Origin of the sequence: Nitrosopumilus zosterae (assembly GCF_025998175.1) — an archaeon.
Taxonomy (GTDB): domain Archaea; phylum Thermoproteota; class Nitrososphaeria; order Nitrososphaerales; family Nitrosopumilaceae; genus Nitrosopumilus; species Nitrosopumilus zosterae.
Genome location: NZ_AP026695.1, coordinates 1,355,311 through 1,379,055, shown reverse-complemented (window position 1 = coordinate 1,379,055; position 23,745 = coordinate 1,355,311). Strand labels below are relative to the sequence as shown.

Here is a 23,745-nt window from a genome sequence, read left to right as displayed (position 1 = left end):
ATGTTAAGGTTGATTTTTTTGATTTCCGGCTATGTTCCAGTCACCTGCTCTGATATCAATTGAGAATGCCTCGTGATTTACTCTCATGTTGGTATATGGATATATTCTGGTATCAAAGTCCTTTGCTTTGCCCTGAAAATACTGCACTGAATGTGTGTCGTTGTATGCCTTTACCAGTTCTGTGCCTCTATTTCGATCCAGCATAAAATGTGAGTCTGCAACTACCGTGATTCCCCTGGTTTTGACTGGTTCGAATAGAATCATTGCATAGTCTCTTGGGATATCATCCATATCAAAAACATCATAAAGAATCCAAGTGTACACTGGACTTGCCAATATCGTACTTTGCCCATCGTGGTTTTCGATAACATATGACAGGGCTTCAAATTGGTTGTACGACAAATCATTTGTTATGATTAGAATTGTGCTTGAAAATCCAAATATCAGAATTGCTCCAATAATGACGTAGTGTATTTTTGATTGCAGGTATTTTATTTTCTTGGGAATCTCTAATAACCAAACGCTTGCAGCAATGCACATGATTGGAATTATTGGAATCCAATGGAAATACTGCTTGAATCCTATTAGTGACAAAAATGAAACAAACGGAACAAACCAAAACAACACAAACTTATTTTTTGTAACTGCAGCGTAGATGATTCCTGCTATTCCTATTACAAACAATACCGGATCAATTATGAGAAAAGATCCAATAATTTCAAAAACGCTGTTGCTTCTCTGGCTTTGCCATAACACATCTCTTACCCACAAATCAAATTGATCCAAAAATATGCTGTTTGCAGGCCACAATAACGGAATCAGTAATACGGGAACTATCCAAATTAGCATATCTGAAAACTTTTTTCTCTTTTGGTAAACCAACCAAATTACTAGAGGAATGAAAACAAATACTGGAACTTTTGTAAATATTGCTAGTCCTAGCATGATTCCTGATATTGGGACAAACCAAACATTTCCCCCATGCTTAAACCGTATGGCAAATAGAATTGATGCAAGCAAAAACGGCAATAAAATCGAATCAAGTAATATTCTGCCAAATATCCATGTGTATGGCATCACTGCGAACAGTAAGGATGACAGTAATGCTGCATTCCTGCCAAACTTTTCTTTAGCTATTTGATAAACAAGTAAAGTACTTACAACTGCAATTATTCCCATGAATATTCTTGGAACGAGATAGAGATTTTGAAGTGATGCAGGATCAGTAGATGTGTCTGGTGGGTAGTTTGCAATTTGTAGTATTCCTGCTAGTACTATCTGGCCAAAATACGGATGATCATAAAGATAACCCTCCTGCGGGTTTCCAGTTTCTATCATGTTCATTGCTCTTCGCATGTAGATTCCCTCGTCAAAAAAGATGTCAGGGAATCCAACCGGATTTATGAGATGGATAAAAGTTGCAAGAATCAGAGGGATTAGAATAACATATTTTCTGTTCATTTTTAGAATTCTTCCTAATATCGTCATATTTTAAGAAGAGTAACCATCATATCTTTTGTGATATTTTGATAAAGATCTTCAGAAAAATTTTTTTACGCTACTTTGGTTTTATTATGACTGTAATTGATGCCAATTATGGCCTATTGAGCAACAATAAATAGAATACATAATGCAGTAATTTCATGTTTGGCAAGAAACCTACTCTGAAAGAAGGAGTTCATGTTTTCTCTGTAAAAAAGAATGGCGAATTCAATGACTTTATCTTCGGCGTAGTCACTGGAGTAGACGGAAAAAAAGTGGGAATCAATGGTGTGATTGTTAATCCGATTGGCCTGAAAAACAAGATTGAACAGGGAAAAACTGGAGAGCGTTCCAGAGAAATACTAGAACATCCGACCCCAGACAATGTTGTATTGGCCCTTGTGTACAGAGTAGAGCATGAAAACTTTACGGGAGTTCTGGATCTTGATGTAGACAAATGTGATATCTTGCCTCCCAAAATTTATGCTATGCTTGATGGATGGATTCGCGAATCACTGCCAGAATTTCTCAACAAAGTTTTGTCCTTGCCTCAAGGTACAGAGCGAGATGAGGCAAAGCGAGTATTGCGAAACCGAATGGATACCTTGATTGATAAAAATCTCAAACGAACCCTCTATGCCGTTTGCCGAAGTCTGAAGATTTTAAACTGAATTTTTGATTTTCAGGCGTGAGATCTGGTTCTGTTTCGTCATCGGTTGTTTTCTCCGTGTTACTTTTCGGTTGCCCATAGAATCTTTGACTTAATCTATTTTCATGTTTTCTAAACCATTCATCGGGATTTGGTAAAAGTAATGGATCAATGATTGGTATAGTTAGATATTTTCTATGGTTAGGATGTTTTTTCAAATGATGTTTAGCATGATTGGGTCTATCTTCACCAAGACATTCACCACAATCCATACAGAAAACTAACTTAGTCATATTCTACCTTATACGCATTACTTCTGGAAAAATTATCACCAAGTAATTCAATAGCCTTTTTCAGTATTTTTTTATCATGTCCCTCATTATGATGCCAATATACATGATTTACCACATAACAATTCTCACATCTATACTCTCTAATCATATCGCATTTCATTAAACCACTACCATTTACAACACATTCATTACTTTCTGCTTTAGTGAATGTTTTATCTGGTGGAAATACTTCAAAAGGATGATTACACTGTTTACAAGAAAATTCTGTCATCGTAATCTTTTCTTCTCCTTAAAACTAAGTTCATCACTTGATTTTATTTTGATTATTTTTCCATCAATAACAAAAGTAACCTTTTCAGGATCACCAAGTAAATCCATTATCGGTTTTGGTATTGAACTTTGATAACCTCTGTTTTCATTATAATTCACACTAACTGTAAACTCTTTAGCATCTTCTTTCCATTTGGGCAATACTCAAAATAACCTATCTACGTATTTAAACATATCTACGTAGTTAAGTAAAGTTAATATATCTACGTAGATATACTATATACGTAGATATGACAACACAAACAAATCCAAGACAAGAAAAGGGCAAAGTGATTGCTGAACAAGGAAATCAAATCAGAAGAATTGATGAATCAACCTATTCTGTTCGTTCCCAAACAAGACACGTAAACTATACGGTAACCAAGACAAATTCAGGCTTTGTTTGTAACTGCCCTGATCACATTTTTAGAAAACTTTGCTGTAAACATATTCACTCTGTTGAAATCTCAATCAAACTACGAGAACAGGTAAGAGAACAAAACAAAGTAACCATAGAACCAATCAACATTCAAATCTGTCAGTTCTGCAATAGTGACAACCTAAAGAAATCAGGAATCAGACACAACAAGTCTGGCGATATTCAGAGATTTGCCTGCAAGGATTGTAAAAAGACATTCTCAATTAACTTAGGCTTTGAGAAGATGAAATCGAGCCCTGAAATCATAACCCAATCATTACAACTCTATTTCACAGGCGAATCATTAAGAAACGTTCAGAAATTCCTAAAACTTCAAGGAGTAAATGTATCTCATAAGACTATCTATGGTTGGGTTGTAAAATACACCAAACTAATGAAATCATACTTGGATAAAATCACTCCAAGTGTAGGGGATACATGGCGTGCTGATGAAGTCTATGTGAAAATTCGTGGAGAGTTGAAATATGTATTTTCACTAATGGATGACCAAACTAAATTCTGGATTGCACAAGAAGTCTCACATAGAAAACAAGGTCATAATGCAAGAGGTTTGTTACAACAGGCAAAACAGGTTACCAAAATTACTCCCAAAGTCTTCATCACTGACGGTCTGGCTTCATATTCAGAAGCATACAAGAGGGAATTTTGGGCAAGGGAGAGAAGTCAAAGAACAACCCACATTCGTCATATCCACATTACAGGAGATAAAAACAATAACACTATGGAGAGACTGAATGGTGAATTTAGAGATAGGGAAAAAGTAACCAGAGGTTTGAAGAAAATGGATTCTCCATTAATTGACGGTTACCAACTATACCATAATTACGTAAGACCTCACATGAGTCTTGAGGGTAAAACACCATCAGAAATGTGTGGTATTGAAGTTAAGGGAAATGACAAATGGAAAACACTAATTCAAAATGCAAGTAAAAAATGAATCAAAAAACCACTTGTTTATTAGAATTTTGATATGGTTATTTTTGTAATAAATTCTATTATATCAGTTATTACGGAATATTAGATCAGTCATGACTAATAATAAAGGTAAAAAGAAATTATTTCCTTTTGGAATCTTATTAACTGCTATAGGTGTCGGGTTAATCATTATCTCTCCTAACATGGTTACTGAAACGGAAATTAACAATAAAAATAATACTGATACATCAATTATTGATGAAGAATCAACCCAACAAAAAAATCCTGTTTGGGATTTTGGTTTGGCTTTATCTATAATTGGGATAGGTTCAATGATTGCTGGTTATTATAGACGACCTTAGTTTTTCAGATTCATATTGTCTACCATATAGGAAACAGCCAAAACTTAATCCACAAACTAGAACGAATGTTAATATATTTTCTATCAAACAAATACACCCCCACCAATTCTCAAAAAGGAATTAGTAGAAAATTTAGCAACCGTTAGGTAACACCCCTTTCGGAAACCGACAACGAAACAGAACCTGAGATCTCCATAGTTTTATATTATGCACTAAGAAAATCTCGATATAATGGAATATGTTTACGCTGCTTTACTTCTTCACAAACTAGACAAAGAAGTTAACGAAGCAAACCTCACATCAGTTGTTAAAGCATCTGGAGCAGAGGTAAATGATGCTCAAGTTAAAGCACTAGTAGCAGCCCTAGCCGATGTTAACATCGATGAGGCAGTCAAAGCCGCACCTGTAGCAGTTGCAGCAGCCGCCCCAGCAGAGGCAGCCGGTGAAGCAAAGAAAGAAGAAGCACCTAAAGATGAAGGTAAAACCGAAGAAGCAGCCATGGAAGGATTATCCTCACTATTTGGCTAAACAAATCTTTTTTCAATTTAATTTTTGATCTTTATTTTTTCTAGCTCGATCTTCATTAATCTTAATTAGTAATCTTTCTGCCATTGTAATGATTGGTAGATTTCTCTTTTCCCATAGATGGCTTTATCAGTATTTTAGACTATCTAGGCACAATTGCATTTGCGGTAACAGGAGCCTCCAAAGCAATCTCTCATAAAGCTGACGTCTTTGGAATCATAGTTTTGGCAACAGTAGTTGGTGTTGGTGGTGGAGTGACACGTGATGTAATATTTGGACGATTCCCAACTGCTTTTTCAGATCCGATCTATGTCTCTATTACTGTCATCACAGGTGCTTCCATGTTCTTTGTTTTTGCCAAAATGAAAAAACAGATGAATGTATGGCTAGTTTTCGATGCAGTGGGATTGGGTGTGTTTTCTATACTTGGGGCATCAATTGCATATCATGTAGTTGGATTGAATTTCCTTCCAATGCTCTTTGGTGGAATGATCACTGCAATTGGTGGTGGAATACTAAGGGACGTCTTTGTAAGAGAGATTCCAATTGTGTTTGTAAAAGAAGTGTATGCAGTAGCATCAATTATTGGAATTGTAATCTTTTATGTTGCTTTATCTTCTGGTATGGAAATCCAAATCGCATCAATTATTGGAATCGTTTCTGCTACTGGAATTCGATTACTTGCAATGAAGTATCACTGGAATTTGCCCAAAGTTAGAGAAACTTGAATTATTTTAAAAATAAAACATCATGCTGGAACAGATAATTTTTGCAAACGTGCATAATGTGTTCTTAAAAAATCCATGATCTTTCTATCTTCGTTTTTGTCAATTGGGGCCCCGTTTGCAAGAATGCTCAGATATTTTAAATCTGATTCTAGTGAGTGAAGTAATTTTTTGACTCCCTCATCATATTTCATACTCAAAAACTCTGCAATGTTGTCTTCTAATCGTAAAATGTTATCTTCTAAATTCTTAATCTCTTCTCGTATGTCTGAATGCACAGATAACCAATTCACTATATCGAAGATAAATTTCATTATTTAGTTTCTTAATTGTTGTAAAAAATTGCACAAAAAAATGAACAAATTTTTAATCAAAACCATCCATTGATTCATCCGAATAGGATCAGGTTTTTCTAAATAATGCAGAATTGGTTTGATCCCTTTCATTTTTGTCTTTGAAAAACTCTGCCGAGAATTTGCCATGCATGCCAACTTATGCATTTATCCAATATGTCTAAGACAACCTACGCTGAATGCATGTACTTACAAAATTATTGGACATGTCAAATGTTGTGTGGAATATGAATGTCGACAAATACTATAGCAATAAAGACCCCATAACTAGTGCAAATGATTTTTTATGATCTTTTGCCTCTGGGTTTTGTTCTCAAAAGAACACTACAACATGGACATCTAACCCCAGATACACTCAAAAAAATACTACACAATGTACATCTTTTTTGCCCATATTCATATTTTGAACCGTTTGGAATTTTGTCTCCCCTGAACTCCTCACATATGCCTTTACAAGAATATCCCATTATTTTACACCCTCAAAATATTTGTGACAACAGGGGCAAACAGAATATCTTGAAATTAATTCTAAATTGCAAACTGCACAATATTTCCTAAATGTGTTATTCACTGAATTTCTAAATTTTGCATCGGCATCATAATACCCACATACACTTCTACAGGAATGCTCACTCATCATGCTTTTTCTCCACCTTAAAAAATGAACCACAGTTCTTACAGAATATTCTGTGATTTTGGATATTTACAGCAATGTTTCCACAATTAACACAAATTTTGATTGCTTCATTTACCGTTTTCTTATTTGAACCAAATTGTAAATCTTGAATTAGCATACTGTTATTAGGAATTATTCCTAATTAAGTGTTATTATCTATTAGGAATTATTCTTAATAACAAATAAATATTAAATAGGATCGCAGTGGTACAGTATCATGCAACATCTAGAGGAAATAGTCTCATCATTGAGGGATGAAGGGTTTAGGATTACGCCTCAGAGAATAGCGATAGTGGATTATCTGCTTAAAACTGAAGATCATCCCAGCGCTGAATTGATTCACAAGGTTGTTAGAAAGAGATACCCCATGGTAAGCCTGTCTACAGTCGACAAAACACTAGATCTGCTCCGCGAAAAAAAACTTGTAAACGAAATTGAGGTAGAAGGAGGAGCACGGTTTGATGCTCATATTGATGAACATATCAATCTGGTCTGCATGAAATGCGGTAAAATTGATGATGTTGATGAAGACTCTCTAAAAGAGATTCAAGCAAAGGCCGCAAAAAAATCAAAATATCTAATTTTGAAGAGTAATTTTGAATTATATGGTTATTGTCATAATTGTAAATCTAAAATGAAATAGATTTTTAAAAAACCAACTTTGCTTAATTACACTGTGTTTTGAGATTTTTTGTGCATTTCTTAATCTCTGAATAATGAATTACACAATTTTTGCATCAATGTTAATTTTATGAGTCATGCTGTACATGGCAGGACAACGTTCTTCTGCCATATTCAGTATTTCTTGTAGTTTTTGATTATCTGCATTTTCACTTTGAGCATCTATTTTAAAATTAATTCCTTCGGTGATTGGTTCTTCTGATAAATCAAAGGTCTTTGCAAAATTGATGTTGCATTCTGTATTTACTTTTAGTTTTGTTAATTTTATGCCTTGATTGGCTGCAATTCCTACAAATGTGCCTACAAAACAAGATGTTATTCCTGCAATACAATACGCCATTGGGCCTAGTCTGTTACCATCTCCACCCAAAAATGATGGCGAATCAATCTCAATTACTTGACTTCCCTTTTCAAAAGGCAGTTCTGTTTTGAATTGAAATTCTGAATTGGAGTCTAAATTCCACTCACCTTGCATCTTGACTGGTTTTCTTAGCGTTTTTTTGTCTTCTTTTCCCATTGTTATGGTATTTGCAACTTTGTCAAGATCTACATTGTTAATTTTTGTCAAGAGCCATCATTCCGTGATTGGTTATTTTCTTACCCAATTTAAAATCAACTGAACTGTTTGTGGGATTATTTCTCTAATGACATGATATGCATTTACAACCTTCGCCGCAAGAATGTCGGAAAACTATTGTCATATTTGTAAGTAGAATCGTTATCAGGAACTAAATCCGTGAATAGAATAAAAAAATCTCGGAAAAGACAGAATAATTTTGTAATAATCGCCTTTTATTTTATTTTTTGAGGTAAAATAACAGTGAATGTAGTGGGGTTGTTTTTAATTTCAATTTTGCCTCCATGCTGTTCCACAATATTTTTACAACTTACCAGACCAAGACCTGTACCTTCTTGCTTTGTAGTGAACAAAGTATCAAATATTTTTGAGATGATTTTCTCTGGAATTGCCGGTCCTGAATTCTCAAAAGATATTGAAATGGAATCCTCTTTTTTGAGTGCTTTTATGATAATTTTCCCAGTATCATTCATTGCCTGAATTGCATTAAGAATGATATTTGAAAAAACTGTTCTCATAGATTCAAAATCACAATTAAGCGAAATTTTGTTTTGAGGCATCTCCACAACTATTTGAGTTGGAATTTTCATTCCTTCTATACTTGAATTTAAAATATCATCTAGATCTGTTTCAGTAAAATTCAGTTTTCTTGTACCAAGAAATCCTAACACGTCTGATATCTGATGATCTATTCGTTTTATTGCATCATACATTGTATTGAATCTTGAAATATTTTTTTCATATGTCTCTGGATTATTTGATCTTAAAACGTCCAAAGATGTTTGAAGTATAGTTAAAGGATTTCTTATGTCATGTGACAATCTGGATGAAAGTTCTCCAATAGTTTTTAATTTCTCTTCTTTGATAACTTTGTCTGTTTTTATCTGGTTAATTGGAATAATTTTTTTGCATTTCACATTAAATTTTTCATGATGTTTTTCTATGGCCGCTACATCTGGTGCTGTACAAATACAATGTAAGATATTCTCTTTTTCATTAAAAAGCATCTGGTGAACCAAAACTCCGAACTCGTCTGCATCCTCTTCAAGTCCTGCAACTAACTGTTCTTTGGTATAGTCTCCCAATTCATGCATGTCTAAGAAAATCGGCATTGATGTTTGAAAAATCTTGAACTTTAAAAATACATGGATTTATGGCAGTTTGTAGGTGTAGTTATTTCAGAATACTGCTGTATTGTAATTTTGATTGGCTTTGGTTATGCTGGTGTGTAGTCTTTTGCTTGGCCTGCTACTGCTCTTGCCTGCGCATTTGCTTTTTGCAAGATTTGTTCCTTTGTCTCATCTGTCATAAATCCTGATTCTATGGATAATGAACGAGCATATTGTGCCGCCTTTGTGAGAATCTGTGAAATGTTATCAGCTGTGATGTATGCTGCCTCAATTGACAGTGATACTGCTTCTTGGTGAGCTTGTGAGAATTGTGCTCTGACCTTTTCAACATCTATAATCATTTCTTCTTCTGCATACTTGAGACCCTCCTCTAATGCCGTGTAAAGTGAAATTCCTGCTTCTACTGGCTTGATATCTAATTTACCTAAAATTGATGCTAATTTTTCGTTGATCGTCTCTCCCTTCAATACTGGTGTGCTGTCTTTTGCAATCCAAATTGTTCCCTGATCAATCTTTGTTGGGATTCCTGCTTCTTTGAATTCTGTGAGCATTGGTCCTGGTGCAATTCCTGTATTCTTTGCTGGTACGACTATGTCGATACTTGCAATGTCTCCTCCTCTTGCTGCCATCATTACTTTATTTTTTGCCAAAAGTACGTTGAGTTTGAATGGTGACATGTTTGTAAACAAGAACATGCATTGTCCTTCTAGATCCTTTGCGATTTCTTTGATTCCGGGAATGTCAAGTGAATCCAATGCCTTTTGTGCAACCTTGTCTTTGATTGCTACAAATTGTACATCGTCTTTGAGGATTTTTCTTAATGGTAAAATCTGTGTAGAGCGAACCTTGTGTAATTTAATGACTGCTATCACTTTGTATTTTTTTGGCAATTCTTGTAATTGCTGATACATCTGAGTTTTTCTTTTAGGATAAGAAGTTCTATTTTCATGCATACTTCTTTCTAACCTCTTGGATTTGTTTTACTGGTTTACCCATGGTAGTTTTTATCATTATTCTTTTCATGTTCTTCTCACCGTTTGGTAGTTTCTTTTCAATTGCGTTAAGAACAGTATGTGCATTAATTGCTAAATCTCCGTCATCCATTGTTTCATCTCCAATCTTGCATGAAACTGACAACGATGCTCTTGTTCTAACTTTGATTGATGATCTAAATCTTGATAAGAATGCGTCAATTGGTGCATCAAAAGGAACCGGCGTTGGCATTTTTCCTCTAGGGCCTAAAAGTTGACCCAAAGTCTTACCGACTGTTGGCATTACTTTGGTATCTGCTAAAAAGAAATCATATTTGTTAATGAATTTTCGAGATTCTCTTTTGTTCGATGCAAATTTATCTAATTCTTCAGTTCCGATCACAGAATCTGCATTTGCTTGTTTTGCTTTCTGACCCATCTCTCCTGTTGCCATTATGCAAACAGTTGCTGGAGAAGTAGTCTTTGGAAGTTGAACTACTTCGTTTAGGGCAAATCCTTTCTTTACATCGATATCTTTGAAATTGGCAATTAACTCAATTGACTGCGTAAACTTTTTTGGTTTTGTAGCAGCCTTTGCTTGTTTTATCATGTCTGCCAACTGAGTCTCTGTGATCATTACGAACATTTTCAAAAAAGCCTACTTAAAATCGTTTAGAGAATGAGGTTTTTAGTTGCCCACAATTTTAGAAAAATTACAATTTTTCAATTAAATCTTGTAAATCTGGAGGAATTATTTCTCAAAACCTACATATATTAAATCATAAAATCTGTTTTCGATTAAGTTGCACCGTTTTGATGAACTTGATATGAAATTACTTTTTGAATTGACTCGTGATGGATCTATTTCTGTTCCTACATTATCTAAAAAACTTGGAATAAACGCATCTGTACTATATAGCAGAATCAAGAGATTGATGAAGAAAAAATTGATCAAAAAATTCACAGTTGTAATAGATGATTCATTGTTAGGAATTGGGGTCAAGGCATCAGTTGGAATTAATCGAGATCCAAAACAAAAGGATGCCATTCACAAATTATTTATGGAAATACCGGAAGTAGTATCAATTTCTGAGGTTACTGGCAGATTTGATATTATTATCAAGGTCTATGCAAAAGATCTTGAAGCTCTTCATACTATAGTCATTGAAAAAATAGGAAAGGTGCCAGGAATTCAAAATTCTGAAACCTTTGTAGAGTTACAAAAAACAGACAAAGACCCAGTTTATCTTATCCAATAACTTTGAATCTGAAATAAATTATCTGCTGTTTATTTTGATTCCATGTTTCTCTAGTTGCTATCCTTTGGGAAACTAATCATGGAAGTAGGAATCTGAAATACTTAGTATGTCTGTGGGAAACTTTTTCTCTGAACTTTTTTGATATGTGATAACATTGTGTTTTTTTCCACAGATCAAACATCGAGATTTGAATCTGATTTTACTTCAAAGATTTGTATGCGTTTGTCATTGTATGTGGGAATTGACATGTTTAGTTGCAATTTTTTTAAAATTTAAAGAACTTGTATTTTGAGAGCTGAATTATTATTGGAATTTTGCGTCCCATTTGCCTTCATTAATTTCAGCTGTAATTTCTTTTGGAGTCTTTCCTTCTACTTTGACTCCTAATGCAAGACACGTTCCAATGATTGTTTTTGCAACTGACTTTAGTGATGATGCATAAGATTTCTCTAGCTTTGTGTTTGCTACTTTGATTACTGAGTCTAATGTTACATCTCCTACCCAAGTAGAACCTGAAGCACCTGAACCTTTTTGAATTCCTGCTTCTTTCATGATCAGTGCAGCAGCTGATGGGATGCCAATCTCGATATCGTACTTTTTTGTATCTGTATTAACAATCACTGTGACTGGAACTTTCATTCCCTCAAAGTCTTTTGTTTTATCATTAATTGCTTGAATGACCTCCATGATGTTCACCCCTAATGGTCCAAGTGCTGGACCCAATGGTGGACCTGCTGATGCTCCTCCACCTGTTACTAATGATGATACTTTTTGTTCTCCCATTATCTTGTCAACTCAAATTGAAAATTTAATCCTTCCTAAGCCTCACTTGAGATCTTTAGGTAGTTTGCATCTACTGTTACTGGTAATTGGTATGACGCATCAAGCAAAACTACGGTTGCCTCTTCTTTGTCAACATCAATTCTTGTGATTGTCGCTTTCATTCCCTTGAATGGACCGCCTGTAATCTCTACTATGTTGTCTACTGCTAATTGTGAAACTGTTGATTTCTTAATTAGATATCCTTCTATATCTTTAAACTCTAATTCTCCTCTTAATTGGCCCCGAATGTGTCTAACTCCTTCAACTGCCATATATGCATCACTTGGATTGATTGCCTCAATTACGACATATCCCTTTAGATTGTCAACTAGCAGCACTGATTGAATATTAATTTGATTAGCGTTAGCCTTTGCTTCTAATAATCGCATTACCACTTTTTCTTGTCCACCAGTGGTTCTGATTGCAAACAAATGTGATTTTATTTCTTCAGACAATTTTACCTTCCAAATGTAATTACCGAAAAGACAAACTGAATAGTAAATCCAATAGCTCCAACACCTGCAATTCCCATCAAAACTAATCTGAGATGCTGTTGATACTCATCTTTGTCTGGTTTTTTAGCCATTTTCATGGTATTTACCATATTTTTCAAAGTCTGCCTAGGGTTCATTGCTGGAAATTAATAAGGTGTCTTTATATCTCTTATCTCATGGAACTGTTAGTTGCGTATCAAGATGACCCGGCAGGTCACAACATGGCCAAATTTCTTTCAAAGGAAATGACCAAAGATGGTGATATTTTCCACGGAAAATATTATGACTTGATGATTATTCCAACCCCTGCCATATCTGCTGATTGGTTAGAAGAAAAATATGATTATGACGGATTTGTATTTTTATCAAAACATGCTGCAGAGTCTGGACAATTGGCTTTGACATGCCATAGCACAGGAAATTTTTCTGAAGCAAAGTTTGGGGGACGTGATCGAGAAATTGCAATTCCTCACCCTAATCTTCAAAAGAAATATCTGCAAACATTGAAGAAAAACCAACCCAAATTCCCAGAATTTCAAATTACCATAGAGGCAACGCATCATGGTCCTTCTGCATTAACAAAACCATCAATATTCATTGAGATAGGAACCACTGAAAAACAATGGACTGATGAATCTTTATGTAATTCAGTAGCTTCCCTAGTTCATCAAGTAATGTCTGAACCAATCCCAGAAAACCCAGTTGCAGTTTGTTTTGGTGGAACTCATTATCCTTCAAAGTTTACTGATGAATTACTTGATGGAAAATATGCATTAGGTACAGTCATTCCAAAACATGCATTGGAAAATCTTGATACAGAATTATTTTCCCACATTATTTCGCAAAACAAGATGGCAACTGCTGCACTTTTAGATTGGAGAGGTCTAGGTTCTGACAAACAAAAAATTCTTGACCTTCTTAAAACTACAAATCTTGAGGTAATCAAGCTTTGAATCTTGAACAAAAGATTTACAAAAAATTACTTGAAGTGCCAAAAGGTCAGATCACAACTTATGGTGAATTAGCAAAGGCAGTTGGACTAAAAAACGGACAACGCGTAGTTGGAAAAATCATGAACAAAAATCCATATCCTGTAATTATTCCCTGTCATAGAGTAGTAATGTCGACTGGGAAAATTGGTGGCTATGCATATGGGGAGCACATTAAAACAAAAATGCTCATTGATGAAGGTGTTGAAATTAAGAATGGTAAAATTTTGAATTTAGAAAATACGGTTTACAGGTTCTAGTCTTTTCTCTTCTCTTTGATTTCATCCATTAAGAGTCTGAGATGTGCTTTGTTTCTCACAGTATTGCCTCCCACTTTCTTGTATAGTGCCCAGAATTCTGGATTGGTCAAGTCTTTTCTGTCTTTTGCAATCTTTAGCAATCTTCTCAATGAGCGAACCTTGGCAACATAAACTTCTTTTTTTCCAACCCTTGCACCTTTTCTACCTTGTTTTGAACCTTGAGTTATACCTCTCTTGTTTTTCTGATCTTTCTTGTGTTGTGCTCTACCTCTTGATGTGCCTACAAATGGTTTAATTTTGATTGTATTCGCAGTGATGAGACTTCTAATGTTTTCTCTTGTAATTGCATCTGCAATATCATCTAGATGATCAGTATCGAACTTAATTCTGTGAATCCCAACACCTGTGACTCTGGATGCGAGTCTTTTCTTTGCGTTAAGATTTACTACCACTTGCACTCACTCTCGCATTAAAAATTTTGAATTTATTTTCAATTGCTTTCACAATAATCTCTTTTCTTTTTCTAGTACCAACACTGTGTCCGAATCTCACTCCATCTTTTTTTGGATCAAGTTTTTCTAAATCTGATAAATTGAAAACTAAATTATCTGTATATCCTGACGGATGTAATCCTCTTGCTTCTTTTGGTCCTCCATATCCTACTTTGACAAGTCCTGGACGACCTCTACTCTTTTGTTTTCTTTGGTGATGATCGATACCTTTTGGTTTTCTCCAATTAGTCTGTAATCTAACATAACGCCAGCTTTCTGGTCTAACAAAGTCTGGATTGTGTTCTTTTACTTCCTGTCTCTTTGCAATCTTGTCCTTGTTGATAGGCATCAATTTGACTTTTGAATTTTGGAATAAATACGTTCCTAGATACAAAATACGTTTCTCATAAGAAAAAGATAATAAGGAAACTTTGGGCGGATCGATATCTCATGAATCAGCCTGGGATTGACAAAATCACTATTGGAGGCAAAATCCTCTGACTCAAGTAGTAGGTACTGCAGTAACCGACAAATTTTCCTCACAACTATCTAAATTTGGAATAAACCCATCCAAAGTTCACAGAAACCTAAGTGTTGAAGAAATGGTGCGCATTGCAGTTGAAAGAGAGGAGGGTGTGGTAAATTCAACAGGCTCTCTCTCAGTAAATACTGGAAAATATACTGGAAGATCTCCTGATGACCGATTTATCGTCTTTGATGATAAAACCCGAGATACAATTGATTGGGGAAAAATCAACCACCAATTCCCATCTGACAAATTTGAAAAACTTTTAGAAAAAATGAAAAAGTTTGTTGATGACAAGGAGCTTTATGTTTTTGATGGTTTTGTAGGAGCTGATCCCGCTAATCGTTTGCCAATTAGAGTGATAAATGATCATGTTTGGCAAAGTATGTTTTCAAGAAACTTGTTCATTAGGCCAACAAAAGAAGAGTTGGAAAACCATGAACCAGAATTTACCATTCTATGTATTAACGACTTTGTTGCAGTTCCAGAAGTTGATGGAACTAGAACGGATGTCTTTATTCTAATTGATTTGACAAGAAAAATTGTATTGATTGGAGGAACAGAATATGCAGGTGAAATGAAAAAATCTATGTTTGGTGTAATGAACTTTCTTCTACCGGAACGAGGAATATTCCCAATGCACTGCTCTGCAAACATTGGCAAAAAGGGAGATACTGCATTGTTCTTTGGATTATCTGGTACTGGAAAAACTACCCTTTCTGCAGATCCAAATAGAAGTTTGATTGGTGATGATGAACACGGGTGGTCTGATAATGGAACATTCAACTTTGAAGGTGGATGTTATGCAAAATGTATCAATCTTAGTAAAGAAGCAGAACCAGAAATTTGGAATGCAATCAAACCTGGTGCAGTTTTAGAAAATGTTGTGCTTAAAGATAATGTTCCTGATTACGATGATAACACCTTAACTGAAAACACTCGAGTTGCATATCCATTAGATTTCATTCCTGGTGCAGTAATTCCAAGTGTTGGTGGAAATCCTAAAGTCATTGTATTTTTGACTGCTGATGCATTAGGTGTTTTACCACCTGTTTCTCGATTGACAAGAGAAGGAGCAATGTTTCATTTTATATCTGGTTATACAAGTAAATTGGCAGGAACCGAACGTGGTATCAAGGAACCAAAATCTGTATTTTCAGAGTGTTTTGGCGCCCCATTCATGCCTAGACCTGCTTCAGTTTACGCTAAATTACTTGGAGAAAAAATCGACAAACACAACACTGTAGTCTATCTTGTAAACACCGGTTGGTCTGGTGGTCCATATGGAATCGGAAAAAGAATAAAGATCAAGTACAGCCGTGCTATGGTCACTGCTGCACTATCAGGCGCATTGGATACTGTAGAGTATCGTCATGATGATTTGTTTAATTTGGATATTCCAACTGAAGTAGATGGAGTTCCTCCAGAAATATTGGATTCTAAAAACACATGGGATGACAAAGACTTGTATGAATCATCTGCCAAAAAATTAGCAGAGATGTTCATTGAGAATTTTAAGCGGTTTGAAAATGTCTCACCTGACATAATTGCTGCAGGACCAAAAGCTACGCAATAGATTATCTTCTTTTAATAATTCCAAAAATTCCAACAGCAGCTACTATTACTGCAATTATTCCAATTTGTTTTGTTGGAATGTCTATGTCTAATCTTTGAACGTTTTCTGGTAGTGTAGTTATCTCAATTGTATTATATGCACTTGTTGTATTTTCATTGGTTCTTATTTTTGCCTCAATCCAATACTCTGCATTCTCATAGACTTCCATTGTTGTTTTTTTATTTGGTAACATAGTTGTAGTGTCAACTTTACCGTCTTTGCTGTTTATGACTGAAATCTTTGCAAAACTCCATTCACCTGGATAAGAAATATCAAATGAAAGTTTTTGATTTTGTTGACTCACAGAAATTGAACCTTGTGTATAGTGTATCAAAAATGGAATGGTGTATCTAGTTCCGTCATGATTGATTATGATTTTTCCTTCATGTTCTCCAAAATTTTCTTCAGTCATATTCATTTTGATTTTTAAAATATTTCCTTCAAGAATATGCGCAAATTTAATGAATTCAGGCCCTTCAAATTTTATGTCCAAATTATCTAATGTCCCTTCAATCAATTTTAATTCTAGTTGTCTTTCAACCACTCGATTGTCTGTTGATGCTGTTGATACAAAATTTGGTGGCATGATAATTAATTTGGCCCCAAACGCTTTTCCTATATCCAATCTTCCTGCACCTGCATCATTTAGGGAGAATTCCTTACCGTAGGCATCTGAAACAGGCTCAACTGTAGTTAAAAGTAATGATTTTATCTCATGGTGGTGAAGTTGTGGATTTTTCTGAAGCAACAAAGCAGCAGCTCCGCTTACATGAGGGGCAGCATAACTTGTTCCACTTGTGAAATTATATCCTGCATTGTTTTGTGTGGTGTTGATATATGCCCCAGGTGCCACAAGTTCGGGTTTTATGTAAAATGGTGATACTGGACCTCTTGAGCTAAAATGTGCTACAAAGTCTGGATTGTAAAACAGATGCAAAGATGCAGTCTTTTCTTCTTTGATTGATTCTATTATTTTTAACCCTTCTTCTCTGTCAATTGACACGACTGGAATTTGTGGTGCATAATCTGGTTCTATAAATTCATGAATTAGTTCACCCAAAAAAATTCCTGGCACATTGTTATAGACTATCATGGCTTTGGCTCCTGCATAAGCCGCATTACTTTCTTTGATTGAAAAAAACAACAGTTCCCCTTCAACATCGCTTCCTCTCTCAACTATTACAATTGCATCTTTTACATTGAGTTTTTCAAAGTCTTCCATTTTTCCATATCCTGCTGAAATTATTTTTCCTGTTATTGGTACATCTAATTTTGTTGAACCAATCATTGGAATTACTGTGAATGGTTTTCCATCCACTTCTAATGTTGCAACCAAGCTTGATGTGAGGTTATTATATGTTGCACCTACAGTTACGGAACCGTGATTTCTACCCGGACTTCCAATTGTATGCAATTCAGGACCGTCATTTCCAGCTGCAGTCACTACAAAAATTTCTTTTTCTAATGCAAGATTAACTGCACGTTCAATCTTTGCATTTGTTCTATTAACACCTAAACTAATATTGATAATATCTGCCTCATCTTCAATGGCTTTTTCAATAGCTCTGATAATCAAATCTGATGCAACTCCTTCTCCGTTCTCTGAAACTTTGTAAGCAAGAATTTTTGCTTTGGGTGCAACTCCGACTGCTTGTCCATCCGCTGCAATTACCCCTGCTACTTGAGTACCATGACCATTTGTATCTAGAGGTGGCTGATTTTCATCAATGAAATTGTATCCTCCTATGACTTTGCCGTTTGGTCCCCATCCAAACAAATCTGGATGATTAAAATCAACACCAGTATCGATCACTGCTATTTTAATTCCTGTTCCATCAATTCCTTCCATTCTGGGAATGTCAGTTCCAATATATGGAACACTTTTATCCAAATATGCTCGAAATTCGTTTTCTGTTTGAACTGTTTGAAACAAAATAAATCCACTTACAATAACTACGATTAATGAAAAAACTAGGAATTTCACAAGTTTTTTAATGATTTTTGCAAGTAAAAATGAATTGCTTACTAAAGCAATAAATTGAATAAATCCTCTCAGGTATTCATGGGAAAATACACTCTTCCTGAAATGCCATATGCTTATGATGCATTGGAACCTCACATTGACGCAAGAACAATGGAGATTCATCATACAAAACATCATCAAGCATACACTGACAAACTAAATGCAGCTCTTGAAGCATGTCCTGCTGATATCCAATCAAAAGATATCATCGACATTCTGTCTGATATTAATTCAGTACCGGAAGCTCAAAGAAGCGCAGTTAATTTCAACGGTGGTGGATATGATAACCACAGGCTATTTTGGAACAACATGAAAGCAAATGGAGGCGGAGAACCTGGAGGATCTGTTGCTGATGCAATTAAGAATTCTTTTGGAAGCTTCTCTGACTTTAAAGAGAAATTTTCATCCACTACAGCAGTAATACAAGGTAGCGGTTGGGGATGGTTAGTTTACAACCCTTCTTCCGGAAAGGTTGAATACAAATCAATGCCAAACCAAACTAGTCCAAGAACTGAGGGATTAGTACCATTGTTGGGCTGTGATGTTTGGGAACATGCATACTATCTCAACTACCAAAACAAAAGACCGGACTATATTGCCGCATGGTGGAATGTAGTTAATTGGGATGAAGTAGAAGATAGATTCTCTAAAGTAAAATAAAGTTCTAATCTTTATTTTTTTATTCACTACATATTTTGATTTTCAATTACTAATCCATGAATGAATTTATAACCATCTGAGGAAGGTTGGTTGTAAATGAGTGAAGAACAGGCAGAGCAATTAATGCAGCAAATGCAAATGCTTGAAACATATTTTTCAGATTTATCTCAAAGAGAAGCAACTTTCTTTAGTATTTTGAGAGAGGCAACTGCTGCAATTGAATCCATTCAATCACTTGGTAAAAATCCTGAATCAGAAACTCTAGTTCCAATTGGAATGGGAACATATATTCCAACAAAAATTTCATCAAATAGCAAAATTGTTTTGAATATCGGTGCAGGAGTTGCAGTTGAAAAAGATTTTCCTTCAGCAATAAACTATCTTGAAGCAAGAATTAAAGAAATTGAGATTGCTTTACAAGATACTGCTGCAAAAAAACAAGATGCGGCAAATCGATTAGAGCAAGGAAGGGCACAAATGAATCAAATGATGCAGGCAATGCAACAACAAAAACCGGGATAAAACATGTTTGATAAACTTCGTAATGCGTTTTCTAATGCAGCGAAAAGTCTTGGTGAGAAAGAACTTAATGAAAAAGACATTGAAGATGTTCTTTTTGAATTAGAAATATCTCTCTTAGAATCTGATGTTGCTACTGAAGTAATTGAATCCATCAAATCTGATCTTAAAGAGAAATTGATTGGTTCTAAAGTTGATAAAAAAGAAATTGAAAAATTTGTTAAGGATAGTCTTATTTCAAGCATATCTACGTTGTTTGATTCAGCTGGAACGTATGATTTGTTTGCAAGCATTAATGAAAAAAAGAAACAAGGAAAACCCTTTTTGATTTTGTTTGTTGGCATTAACGGAACTGGCAAAACTACTTCTTTGGCAAAAGTTGCACATCTACTGCAACAGGCAAAATACTCTGTTGTAGTTGCGGCAGCTGATACTTTTCGGGCAGGTGCAATTGAACAATTACGTGAACATACAAACCGACTTAATCTGAAACTTGTTGCTCAGAATTATGAATCAGATCCTGCTGCAGTTGCAAGGGATGCTGTTCTCTATGCAAACTCCCACAGAACAGATTGTGTTTTGATAGATACTGCAGGAAGAATGCAAACAAGTAAAAACTTGATGGAGCAGATTGCCAAAATTACCAAAGTGGTGAATCCTGACATGAAAATTTTTGTCGGTGATTCATTGGCCGGTAATGATACTGTAAATCAAGCACGAGAATTTTATGAGCATGTAAAATTTGATGCTTCCATTTTGACTAAAGGTGATGCAGATGCAAAGGGTGGTGCAGCATTATCCATTGTGAAGATTACTTCTACCCCAATTCTCTTTGTAGGAGTTGGTCAAGAGTATCCTGATCTAAAATCTTTTGACAAGAAAACTTTCTTGGAAACTATTTTTGGTTCATTAGGTGATGTTGAAATAAAGAAACCAGAACCAACACCAGAACCAACACCAGAACCAACACCAGAACCAACACCAGAACCAACACCAGAACCAACACCAGAACCAACACCAGAACCAACACCAGAACCAACACCAGAACCAACACCAGAACCAACACCAGAACCAACACCAGAACCAACACCAGAAAAGAAAATTTCCTCTGATGATCCTTTTGACGGAATTGAAGATGATGATATTGCAACTTATTCAGATCTGTTTGATGTTGCCCCACCTGAAACCGATGATGAAGCTTTCAAACTAGGAAATAAAATTCGTCAGTGGATTAAAAATGGCAAGCCTACACCTAGTGACTCTAAAACTGAACAAGATGAAGAACAAAATGAAACAGAAGATGCACAAAAACATGATAAAGAAGAAAAACCTAAAAAGAAACGAGGTATGTTTGGATTCTTTAAGAAATGAAACTCAAAACAAAAAATTTACTCACTTTAGCGGAATTAACACCAAAGGAATTTTTAGGATTAATTGATGATTCTATCAAACTAAAAAAGGAACTCAAAAAGGGATCAAACAAACCTATTTTGAAAAATAAAACTTTGGCAATGATCTTCCAAAAACCATCTACTCGAACACGAGTAAGTTTTGAAACAGGAATGTTTCAGCTAGGCGGACATGCAATTAATTTGTCGTCAAATGACATGCAATTATCTCGCGGTGAATCAGTTGAGGACACTGCAAAAACTCTTTCAAGGTATGTTGATTGTATAATGGCACGTGTTTATTCTCATGATTTGATAGAAAATTTATCTGAGCATTCTAGCGTACCTGTAATTAATGGACTGTCTGACTCTTTTCATCCTTGTCAAATTTTGGCAGACTTTATGACGATTAAAGAAAAAAAGAAAAAACTCGAAGGATTAAAGATTGCATGGATTGGGGATGGAAATAATGTGTGCAACTCTATGATTTATGGTGCTGCATTATCTGGAATAGAAATGTCAATTGCAACTCCGAAAGAATTTGCACCTGACAAGGATGTTGTAAAAAAATCCAAAAAATCCACAAACATTGAATTAACTTCTGATCCATTCGTTGCAACAAAAAATTCCGATGTGGTAGTTACTGATACACATTCATCAATTCATAACAATGATCCTAAACGAATCAAAAAATTTCTTCCAAAATACCAAGTCAATTCCAAACTGATGAAAACTGCTAAGAATGATGCGATCTTTCTGCATTGTCTTCCAGCAAAACGAGAACAAGAAGTTACGTCATCAGTAATTGATGGTACTCAATCTGTTGTTTGGGATGAGGCAGAAAATCGTCTTCATACTCAGAAGGCTTTGTTAGCTGCACTAATTCGCGCTTAACGTATATAAGAGCAGATTCAAACTCGGTTTCTATAGATGGCCTATTCGACAATATTGCGAAGATTAAGGGAACAAAAGACCAATTATAAAAAACGTGGTACCATGTTGATGGGTAAACGCGATTTTATCACTGTAAATATTACTAATGAAAATACTCAAGTTCAAATTATGAAGCCTGGAATGACGGGAGACAAAGTTCTTGCTTCTGCCCACTCTAGATATCTTCTTGAAAAAGGATGGAAGGGATCTAGAAAAAGTGTACCTGCAGCATATCTTACTGGATATATTGCAGGCAAGAAAGCGCTAAGTGAAGGCGCAAAAGATGCAATTCTTTACACTGGAACTAGAAAATACACACAACGAATGGCAGCAGCTCTCAAAGGAGTGATTGACGCCGGAGTTGCAGTACCAGCTGATGCTGAAACATTTCCACCAGATGAGAGAATCAACGGTGAACATCTTACAGTAAAAAATGAAGTTTCAAAAATAAAGTCTGCCATTGACAGTGAGGTCAAATAGACATGAGCCAAACTGCACAATCAAAAGGTGGACAAGGCCAAAGAGGACGAGGCGCACCAGTTTATGGAAGAGGTCCATCAAATGGATCTAAAACAGGTAGTGATCGTCCTAGAAGACCAAGAAGAGAACCAGAAGAAGAGGTTTGGGTTCCAAAAACTATCTTAGGTCAAAAAGTAGCATCTGGAGAAATTACTTCCCTAGAAGAAATTATTGAATCCGGGTTAAGAATTCAAGAATCTGGAATTATTAAGAAACTATTACCTGACTTGAAAAGTGAAGTTGTAGATGTTGGTATTATTCAAAAGATGACTTCAAACGGACAGTCAACTAGATTCAAAGCAATAGTCGCAACTGGAAATGAAAACGGTTACTTGGGAATAGGTCAAGGAAAATCAAAACAGATGAGAATTGCAATTGAAAAAGCAACTAGCCAGGCTTTCCTTAATGTTAGTCCAATTAAAATGGGATGTGGTAGTTGGGAATGTAAATGTGAACAAAAGCATTCTGTTCCATTCAAAGTAAAAGGAAAAGGTGGAAGTGTCACAATTGAAATTATTCCTGCACCTCGTGGATTAGGTCTTGTTGCAGGTGGTAAAATTAAACGATTGTTGGAATTGGCAGGTCTCAAAGACGCATGGACTACTGCAAAGGGTTCTACTCCTACAATGAATTCAACTTCTAAAGCAATTTTGGACTGTCTGAGACAGACGTTTAGTCAAGGTTGATAGAAAATGGCAAACGCTTATCTTGTTGTTAGAATTAAAGGTCAAGCTGACTGTCCTTATTGGGCAACTCATACTATGACTTTGTTAAAATTAGATAAAAAATACCGTGCCACAATTCTTCCTGCCAAAGAAAATACTTTGGGAATGCTAAGAAAAGTTCAGCACTATGTTTCTTGGGTTGAACTTGATGCATCATTGGCAAAAGAATTGATTGATAAAAAAGCAAGAAAAGGCGGTTATCAAAAAATTACTGCTGAAGATCTTAAAGAACTAGGATTTGCAAATTCTGATGAATTAGGAACTGCACTAGCAGAAGGAAAAGCTACTCTGTCTAAACTAAAACCTCTAAAACCTTGGTTTGCTTTAGCGCCTCCTAGACTTGGATTCAAAAGAAGTACAAAGAGACTTTATGGAAATAAAGGTATTCTTGGACAAAACAAAGAACTTGATGCTATTGTAAGGAGAATGATTTGA

General features: G+C 35.4%; 31 protein-coding genes. 17 read left to right on the top strand and 14 right to left on the bottom strand.

The window, feature by feature from the left end; genetic code table 11:
• Nucleotides 1-3: 3 nt before the first annotated feature.
• On the bottom strand, nt 4-1,461 hold the full coding sequence (locus OO712_RS08455; protein WP_109876558.1) for an ArnT family glycosyltransferase: 1,458 nt from the start codon (nt 1,459-1,461) through the stop codon (nt 4-6).
• A gap of 182 nt (nt 1,462-1,643) precedes the next feature.
• On the opposite strand from OO712_RS08455, the gene OO712_RS08450 reads away from it, so the two are divergent.
• Complete coding sequence (locus tag OO712_RS08450) at nt 1,644-2,153, top strand: hypothetical protein (RefSeq protein WP_109876406.1); 510 nt, start codon at nt 1,644-1,646, stop codon at nt 2,151-2,153.
• Nucleotides 2,154-2,416: 263 nt separating this feature from the next.
• Here the strand turns inward: OO712_RS08450 and OO712_RS08445 are convergent, their stop codons facing one another.
• Both OO712_RS08445 and OO712_RS08440 read right to left on the bottom strand, forming a co-directional pair.
• Nucleotides 2,417-2,695, bottom strand: coding sequence for a hypothetical protein (locus OO712_RS08445; protein WP_109876404.1), 279 nt, complete (start codon nt 2,693-2,695; stop codon nt 2,417-2,419).
• Nucleotides 2,692-2,895 (bottom strand): hypothetical protein, encoded by a 204-nt coding sequence (locus tag OO712_RS08440; protein ID WP_109876403.1) that lies wholly within the window; start codon nt 2,893-2,895, stop codon nt 2,692-2,694. Before OO712_RS08440 ends, OO712_RS08445 begins: the two co-directional genes overlap by 4 nt.
• Before the next feature lie 89 nt (nt 2,896-2,984).
• Between OO712_RS08440 and OO712_RS08435 the strand changes: the two genes are divergently transcribed.
• The 4 genes from OO712_RS08435 to OO712_RS08420 all read left to right on the top strand — a co-directional run bounded on the left by OO712_RS08435 (nt 2,985) and on the right by OO712_RS08420 (nt 5,702).
• Complete coding sequence (locus OO712_RS08435; RefSeq protein ID WP_225866823.1) at nt 2,985-4,109, top strand: IS6 family transposase; 1,125 nt, start codon at nt 2,985-2,987, stop codon at nt 4,107-4,109.
• 91 nt (nt 4,110-4,200) lie between these two features.
• On the top strand, nt 4,201-4,449 hold the full coding sequence (locus tag OO712_RS08430) for a hypothetical protein (RefSeq protein ID WP_109876402.1): 249 nt from the start codon (nt 4,201-4,203) through the stop codon (nt 4,447-4,449).
• 231 nt (nt 4,450-4,680) lie between these two features.
• Nucleotides 4,681-4,977, top strand: a complete 297-nt coding sequence (rpl12p, locus tag OO712_RS08425) for a 50S ribosomal protein P1 (RefSeq protein WP_109876401.1) — start codon at nt 4,681-4,683, stop codon at nt 4,975-4,977.
• A gap of 92 nt (nt 4,978-5,069) precedes the next feature.
• Nucleotides 5,070-5,702, top strand: a complete 633-nt coding sequence (locus tag OO712_RS08420; RefSeq protein WP_109876400.1) for a trimeric intracellular cation channel family protein — start codon at nt 5,070-5,072, stop codon at nt 5,700-5,702.
• Nucleotides 5,703-5,722: 20 nt separating this feature from the next.
• Here the strand turns inward: OO712_RS08420 and OO712_RS08415 are convergent, their stop codons facing one another.
• Nucleotides 5,723-6,013, bottom strand: a complete 291-nt coding sequence (locus OO712_RS08415; protein ID WP_146195977.1) for a hypothetical protein — start codon at nt 6,011-6,013, stop codon at nt 5,723-5,725.
• 932 nt (nt 6,014-6,945) lie between these two features.
• Between OO712_RS08415 and OO712_RS08405 the strand changes: the two genes are divergently transcribed.
• Nucleotides 6,946-7,371, top strand: coding sequence for a Fur family transcriptional regulator (locus OO712_RS08405; protein ID WP_264953670.1), 426 nt, complete (start codon nt 6,946-6,948; stop codon nt 7,369-7,371).
• 78 nt (nt 7,372-7,449) lie between these two features.
• Here the strand turns inward: OO712_RS08405 and OO712_RS08400 are convergent, their stop codons facing one another.
• The 4 genes from OO712_RS08400 to OO712_RS08385 form a co-directional block, all read right to left on the bottom strand.
• Nucleotides 7,450-7,977 carry an OsmC family protein gene (locus OO712_RS08400; protein WP_109876396.1) on the bottom strand — a complete coding sequence of 176 codons (528 nt, stop codon included), beginning with the start codon at nt 7,975-7,977 and terminating at the stop codon, nt 7,450-7,452.
• A 224-nt stretch (nt 7,978-8,201) separates the two neighbouring features.
• Nucleotides 8,202-9,080, bottom strand: coding sequence for a sensor histidine kinase (locus OO712_RS08395; RefSeq protein ID WP_264953669.1), 879 nt, complete (start codon nt 9,078-9,080; stop codon nt 8,202-8,204).
• 122 nt (nt 9,081-9,202) lie between these two features.
• A complete protein-coding gene (locus tag OO712_RS08390; protein WP_109876394.1) occupies nt 9,203-10,069 on the bottom strand; it encodes a 50S ribosomal protein L10 in 867 nt (288 codons plus the stop codon).
• Nucleotides 10,062-10,724, bottom strand: a complete 663-nt coding sequence (locus tag OO712_RS08385) for a 50S ribosomal protein L1 (RefSeq protein WP_109876393.1) — start codon at nt 10,722-10,724, stop codon at nt 10,062-10,064. The genes OO712_RS08390 and OO712_RS08385 overlap by 8 nt, the downstream gene beginning before the upstream one ends.
• A gap of 190 nt (nt 10,725-10,914) precedes the next feature.
• Here OO712_RS08385 and OO712_RS08380 point away from each other — a divergent pair, with 190 nt between their 5' ends.
• Complete coding sequence (locus OO712_RS08380; RefSeq protein ID WP_200829038.1) at nt 10,915-11,346, top strand: Lrp/AsnC family transcriptional regulator; 432 nt, start codon at nt 10,915-10,917, stop codon at nt 11,344-11,346.
• 303 nt (nt 11,347-11,649) lie between these two features.
• Here OO712_RS08380 and OO712_RS08375 read toward each other — a convergent pair whose 3' ends face one another.
• Genes OO712_RS08375 through OO712_RS08365 form a run of 3 tightly spaced genes read right to left on the bottom strand, consistent with a single transcriptional unit; the run spans nt 11,650 to nt 12,799 of the window.
• Nucleotides 11,650-12,129 carry a 50S ribosomal protein L11 gene (locus OO712_RS08375; protein ID WP_109876391.1) on the bottom strand — a complete coding sequence of 160 codons (480 nt, stop codon included), beginning with the start codon at nt 12,127-12,129 and terminating at the stop codon, nt 11,650-11,652.
• 35 nt (nt 12,130-12,164) lie between these two features.
• Nucleotides 12,165-12,623, bottom strand: a complete 459-nt coding sequence (locus OO712_RS08370) for a transcription elongation factor Spt5 (protein ID WP_109876390.1) — start codon at nt 12,621-12,623, stop codon at nt 12,165-12,167.
• Nucleotides 12,624-12,625: 2 nt separating this feature from the next.
• Complete coding sequence (locus OO712_RS08365) at nt 12,626-12,799, bottom strand: protein translocase SEC61 complex subunit gamma (RefSeq protein WP_109876389.1); 174 nt, start codon at nt 12,797-12,799, stop codon at nt 12,626-12,628.
• 39 nt (nt 12,800-12,838) lie between these two features.
• On the opposite strand from OO712_RS08365, the gene OO712_RS08360 reads away from it, so the two are divergent.
• Entirely contained in the window at nt 12,839-13,615 is a 777-nt protein-coding gene (locus tag OO712_RS08360) for a D-aminoacyl-tRNA deacylase (protein WP_109876388.1), read from the top strand.
• Nucleotides 13,612-13,911: a methylated-DNA--[protein]-cysteine S-methyltransferase gene (locus tag OO712_RS08355; protein ID WP_109876387.1), complete on the top strand. Its 300-nt coding sequence runs from the start codon at nt 13,612-13,614 to the stop codon at nt 13,909-13,911. Before OO712_RS08360 ends, OO712_RS08355 begins: the two co-directional genes overlap by 4 nt.
• On the opposite strand, the gene OO712_RS08350 is transcribed toward OO712_RS08355, so the two are convergent.
• Entirely contained in the window at nt 13,908-14,363 is a 456-nt protein-coding gene (locus OO712_RS08350; protein WP_109876386.1) for a 50S ribosomal protein L19e, read from the bottom strand. The two genes, OO712_RS08355 and OO712_RS08350, sit on opposite strands and share 4 nt — an antisense overlap.
• Entirely contained in the window at nt 14,347-14,751 is a 405-nt protein-coding gene (locus OO712_RS08345; RefSeq protein WP_109876556.1) for a 50S ribosomal protein L32e, read from the bottom strand. The genes OO712_RS08350 and OO712_RS08345 overlap by 17 nt, the downstream gene beginning before the upstream one ends.
• A 211-nt stretch (nt 14,752-14,962) precedes the next feature.
• On the opposite strand from OO712_RS08345, the gene pckA reads away from it, so the two are divergent.
• Nucleotides 14,963-16,504 carry a phosphoenolpyruvate carboxykinase (ATP) gene (gene pckA / locus OO712_RS08340; RefSeq protein WP_264953973.1) on the top strand — a complete coding sequence of 514 codons (1,542 nt, stop codon included), beginning with the start codon at nt 14,963-14,965 and terminating at the stop codon, nt 16,502-16,504.
• Between the two features lies 1 nt (nt 16,505).
• Here pckA and OO712_RS08335 read toward each other — a convergent pair whose 3' ends face one another.
• Nucleotides 16,506-18,527, bottom strand: coding sequence for a S8 family serine peptidase (locus OO712_RS08335; protein WP_109876384.1), 2,022 nt, complete (start codon nt 18,525-18,527; stop codon nt 16,506-16,508).
• Between the two features lie 78 nt (nt 18,528-18,605).
• Here OO712_RS08335 and OO712_RS08330 point away from each other — a divergent pair, with 78 nt between their 5' ends.
• The 7 genes from OO712_RS08330 to OO712_RS08300 all read left to right on the top strand — a co-directional run bounded on the left by OO712_RS08330 (nt 18,606) and on the right by OO712_RS08300 (nt 23,745).
• A complete protein-coding gene (locus tag OO712_RS08330; RefSeq protein WP_109876383.1) occupies nt 18,606-19,226 on the top strand; it encodes a superoxide dismutase in 621 nt (206 codons plus the stop codon).
• A gap of 96 nt (nt 19,227-19,322) precedes the next feature.
• On the top strand, nt 19,323-19,748 hold the full coding sequence (pfdA, locus tag OO712_RS08325; protein WP_109876382.1) for a prefoldin subunit alpha: 426 nt from the start codon (nt 19,323-19,325) through the stop codon (nt 19,746-19,748).
• A gap of 3 nt (nt 19,749-19,751) precedes the next feature.
• Nucleotides 19,752-21,116 (top strand): signal recognition particle-docking protein FtsY, encoded by a 1,365-nt coding sequence (gene ftsY, locus OO712_RS08320; protein WP_264953667.1) that lies wholly within the window; start codon nt 19,752-19,754, stop codon nt 21,114-21,116.
• Nucleotides 21,113-22,027 (top strand): ornithine carbamoyltransferase, encoded by a 915-nt coding sequence (gene argF / locus OO712_RS08315; RefSeq protein WP_109876380.1) that lies wholly within the window; start codon nt 21,113-21,115, stop codon nt 22,025-22,027. Before ftsY ends, argF begins: the two co-directional genes overlap by 4 nt.
• Before the next feature lie 36 nt (nt 22,028-22,063).
• The gene (locus OO712_RS08310) at nt 22,064-22,546 is read left to right on the top strand and encodes a 50S ribosomal protein L18 (protein ID WP_109876379.1); all 483 of its coding nucleotides are present in this window, start codon (nt 22,064-22,066) and stop codon (nt 22,544-22,546) included.
• Between the two features lie 2 nt (nt 22,547-22,548).
• Nucleotides 22,549-23,271 (top strand): 30S ribosomal protein S5, encoded by a 723-nt coding sequence (locus tag OO712_RS08305; RefSeq protein WP_109876378.1) that lies wholly within the window; start codon nt 22,549-22,551, stop codon nt 23,269-23,271.
• Nucleotides 23,272-23,277: 6 nt separating this feature from the next.
• Nucleotides 23,278-23,745, top strand: a complete 468-nt coding sequence (locus OO712_RS08300) for a 50S ribosomal protein L30 (protein ID WP_109876377.1) — start codon at nt 23,278-23,280, stop codon at nt 23,743-23,745.

Excerpts from the sequence above, each read along its gene's own strand:
- OO712_RS08455 (WP_109876558.1), bottom strand. The coding sequence starts at position 1,461 with ATGAACAGAAAATATGTTATTCTAATCCCTCTGATTCTTGCAACTTTT.
- OO712_RS08450 (WP_109876406.1), top strand. The coding sequence starts at position 1,644 with ATGTTTGGCAAGAAACCTACTCTGAAAGAAGGAGTTCATGTTTTCTCT.
- OO712_RS08445 (WP_109876404.1), bottom strand. The coding sequence starts at position 2,695 with ATGACAGAATTTTCTTGTAAACAGTGTAATCATCCTTTTGAAGTATTT.
- OO712_RS08435 (WP_225866823.1), top strand. The coding sequence starts at position 2,985 with ATGACAACACAAACAAATCCAAGACAAGAAAAGGGCAAAGTGATTGCT.
- OO712_RS08430 (WP_109876402.1), top strand. The coding sequence starts at position 4,201 with ATGACTAATAATAAAGGTAAAAAGAAATTATTTCCTTTTGGAATCTTA.
- rpl12p (WP_109876401.1), top strand. The coding sequence starts at position 4,681 with ATGGAATATGTTTACGCTGCTTTACTTCTTCACAAACTAGACAAAGAA.
- OO712_RS08415 (WP_146195977.1), bottom strand. The coding sequence starts at position 6,013 with ATGAAATTTATCTTCGATATAGTGAATTGGTTATCTGTGCATTCAGAC.
- OO712_RS08405 (WP_264953670.1), top strand. The coding sequence starts at position 6,946 with ATGCAACATCTAGAGGAAATAGTCTCATCATTGAGGGATGAAGGGTTT.
- OO712_RS08395 (WP_264953669.1), bottom strand. The coding sequence starts at position 9,080 with ATGCATGAATTGGGAGACTATACCAAAGAACAGTTAGTTGCAGGACTT.
- OO712_RS08390 (WP_109876394.1), bottom strand. The coding sequence starts at position 10,069 with ATGCATGAAAATAGAACTTCTTATCCTAAAAGAAAAACTCAGATGTAT.
- OO712_RS08385 (WP_109876393.1), bottom strand. The coding sequence starts at position 10,724 with ATGATCACAGAGACTCAGTTGGCAGACATGATAAAACAAGCAAAGGCT.
- OO712_RS08380 (WP_200829038.1), top strand. The coding sequence starts at position 10,915 with ATGAAATTACTTTTTGAATTGACTCGTGATGGATCTATTTCTGTTCCT.
- OO712_RS08375 (WP_109876391.1), bottom strand. The coding sequence starts at position 12,129 with ATGGGAGAACAAAAAGTATCATCATTAGTAACAGGTGGAGGAGCATCA.
- OO712_RS08365 (WP_109876389.1), bottom strand. The coding sequence starts at position 12,799 with ATGAACCCTAGGCAGACTTTGAAAAATATGGTAAATACCATGAAAATG.
- OO712_RS08360 (WP_109876388.1), top strand. The coding sequence starts at position 12,839 with ATGGAACTGTTAGTTGCGTATCAAGATGACCCGGCAGGTCACAACATG.
- OO712_RS08345 (WP_109876556.1), bottom strand. The coding sequence starts at position 14,751 with ATGCCTATCAACAAGGACAAGATTGCAAAGAGACAGGAAGTAAAAGAA.
- OO712_RS08330 (WP_109876383.1), top strand. The coding sequence starts at position 18,606 with ATGGGAAAATACACTCTTCCTGAAATGCCATATGCTTATGATGCATTG.
- pfdA (WP_109876382.1), top strand. The coding sequence starts at position 19,323 with ATGAGTGAAGAACAGGCAGAGCAATTAATGCAGCAAATGCAAATGCTT.
- ftsY (WP_264953667.1), top strand. The coding sequence starts at position 19,752 with ATGTTTGATAAACTTCGTAATGCGTTTTCTAATGCAGCGAAAAGTCTT.
- argF (WP_109876380.1), top strand. The coding sequence starts at position 21,113 with ATGAAACTCAAAACAAAAAATTTACTCACTTTAGCGGAATTAACACCA.
- OO712_RS08310 (WP_109876379.1), top strand. The coding sequence starts at position 22,064 with ATGGCCTATTCGACAATATTGCGAAGATTAAGGGAACAAAAGACCAAT.
- OO712_RS08305 (WP_109876378.1), top strand. The coding sequence starts at position 22,549 with ATGAGCCAAACTGCACAATCAAAAGGTGGACAAGGCCAAAGAGGACGA.
- OO712_RS08300 (WP_109876377.1), top strand. The coding sequence starts at position 23,278 with ATGGCAAACGCTTATCTTGTTGTTAGAATTAAAGGTCAAGCTGACTGT.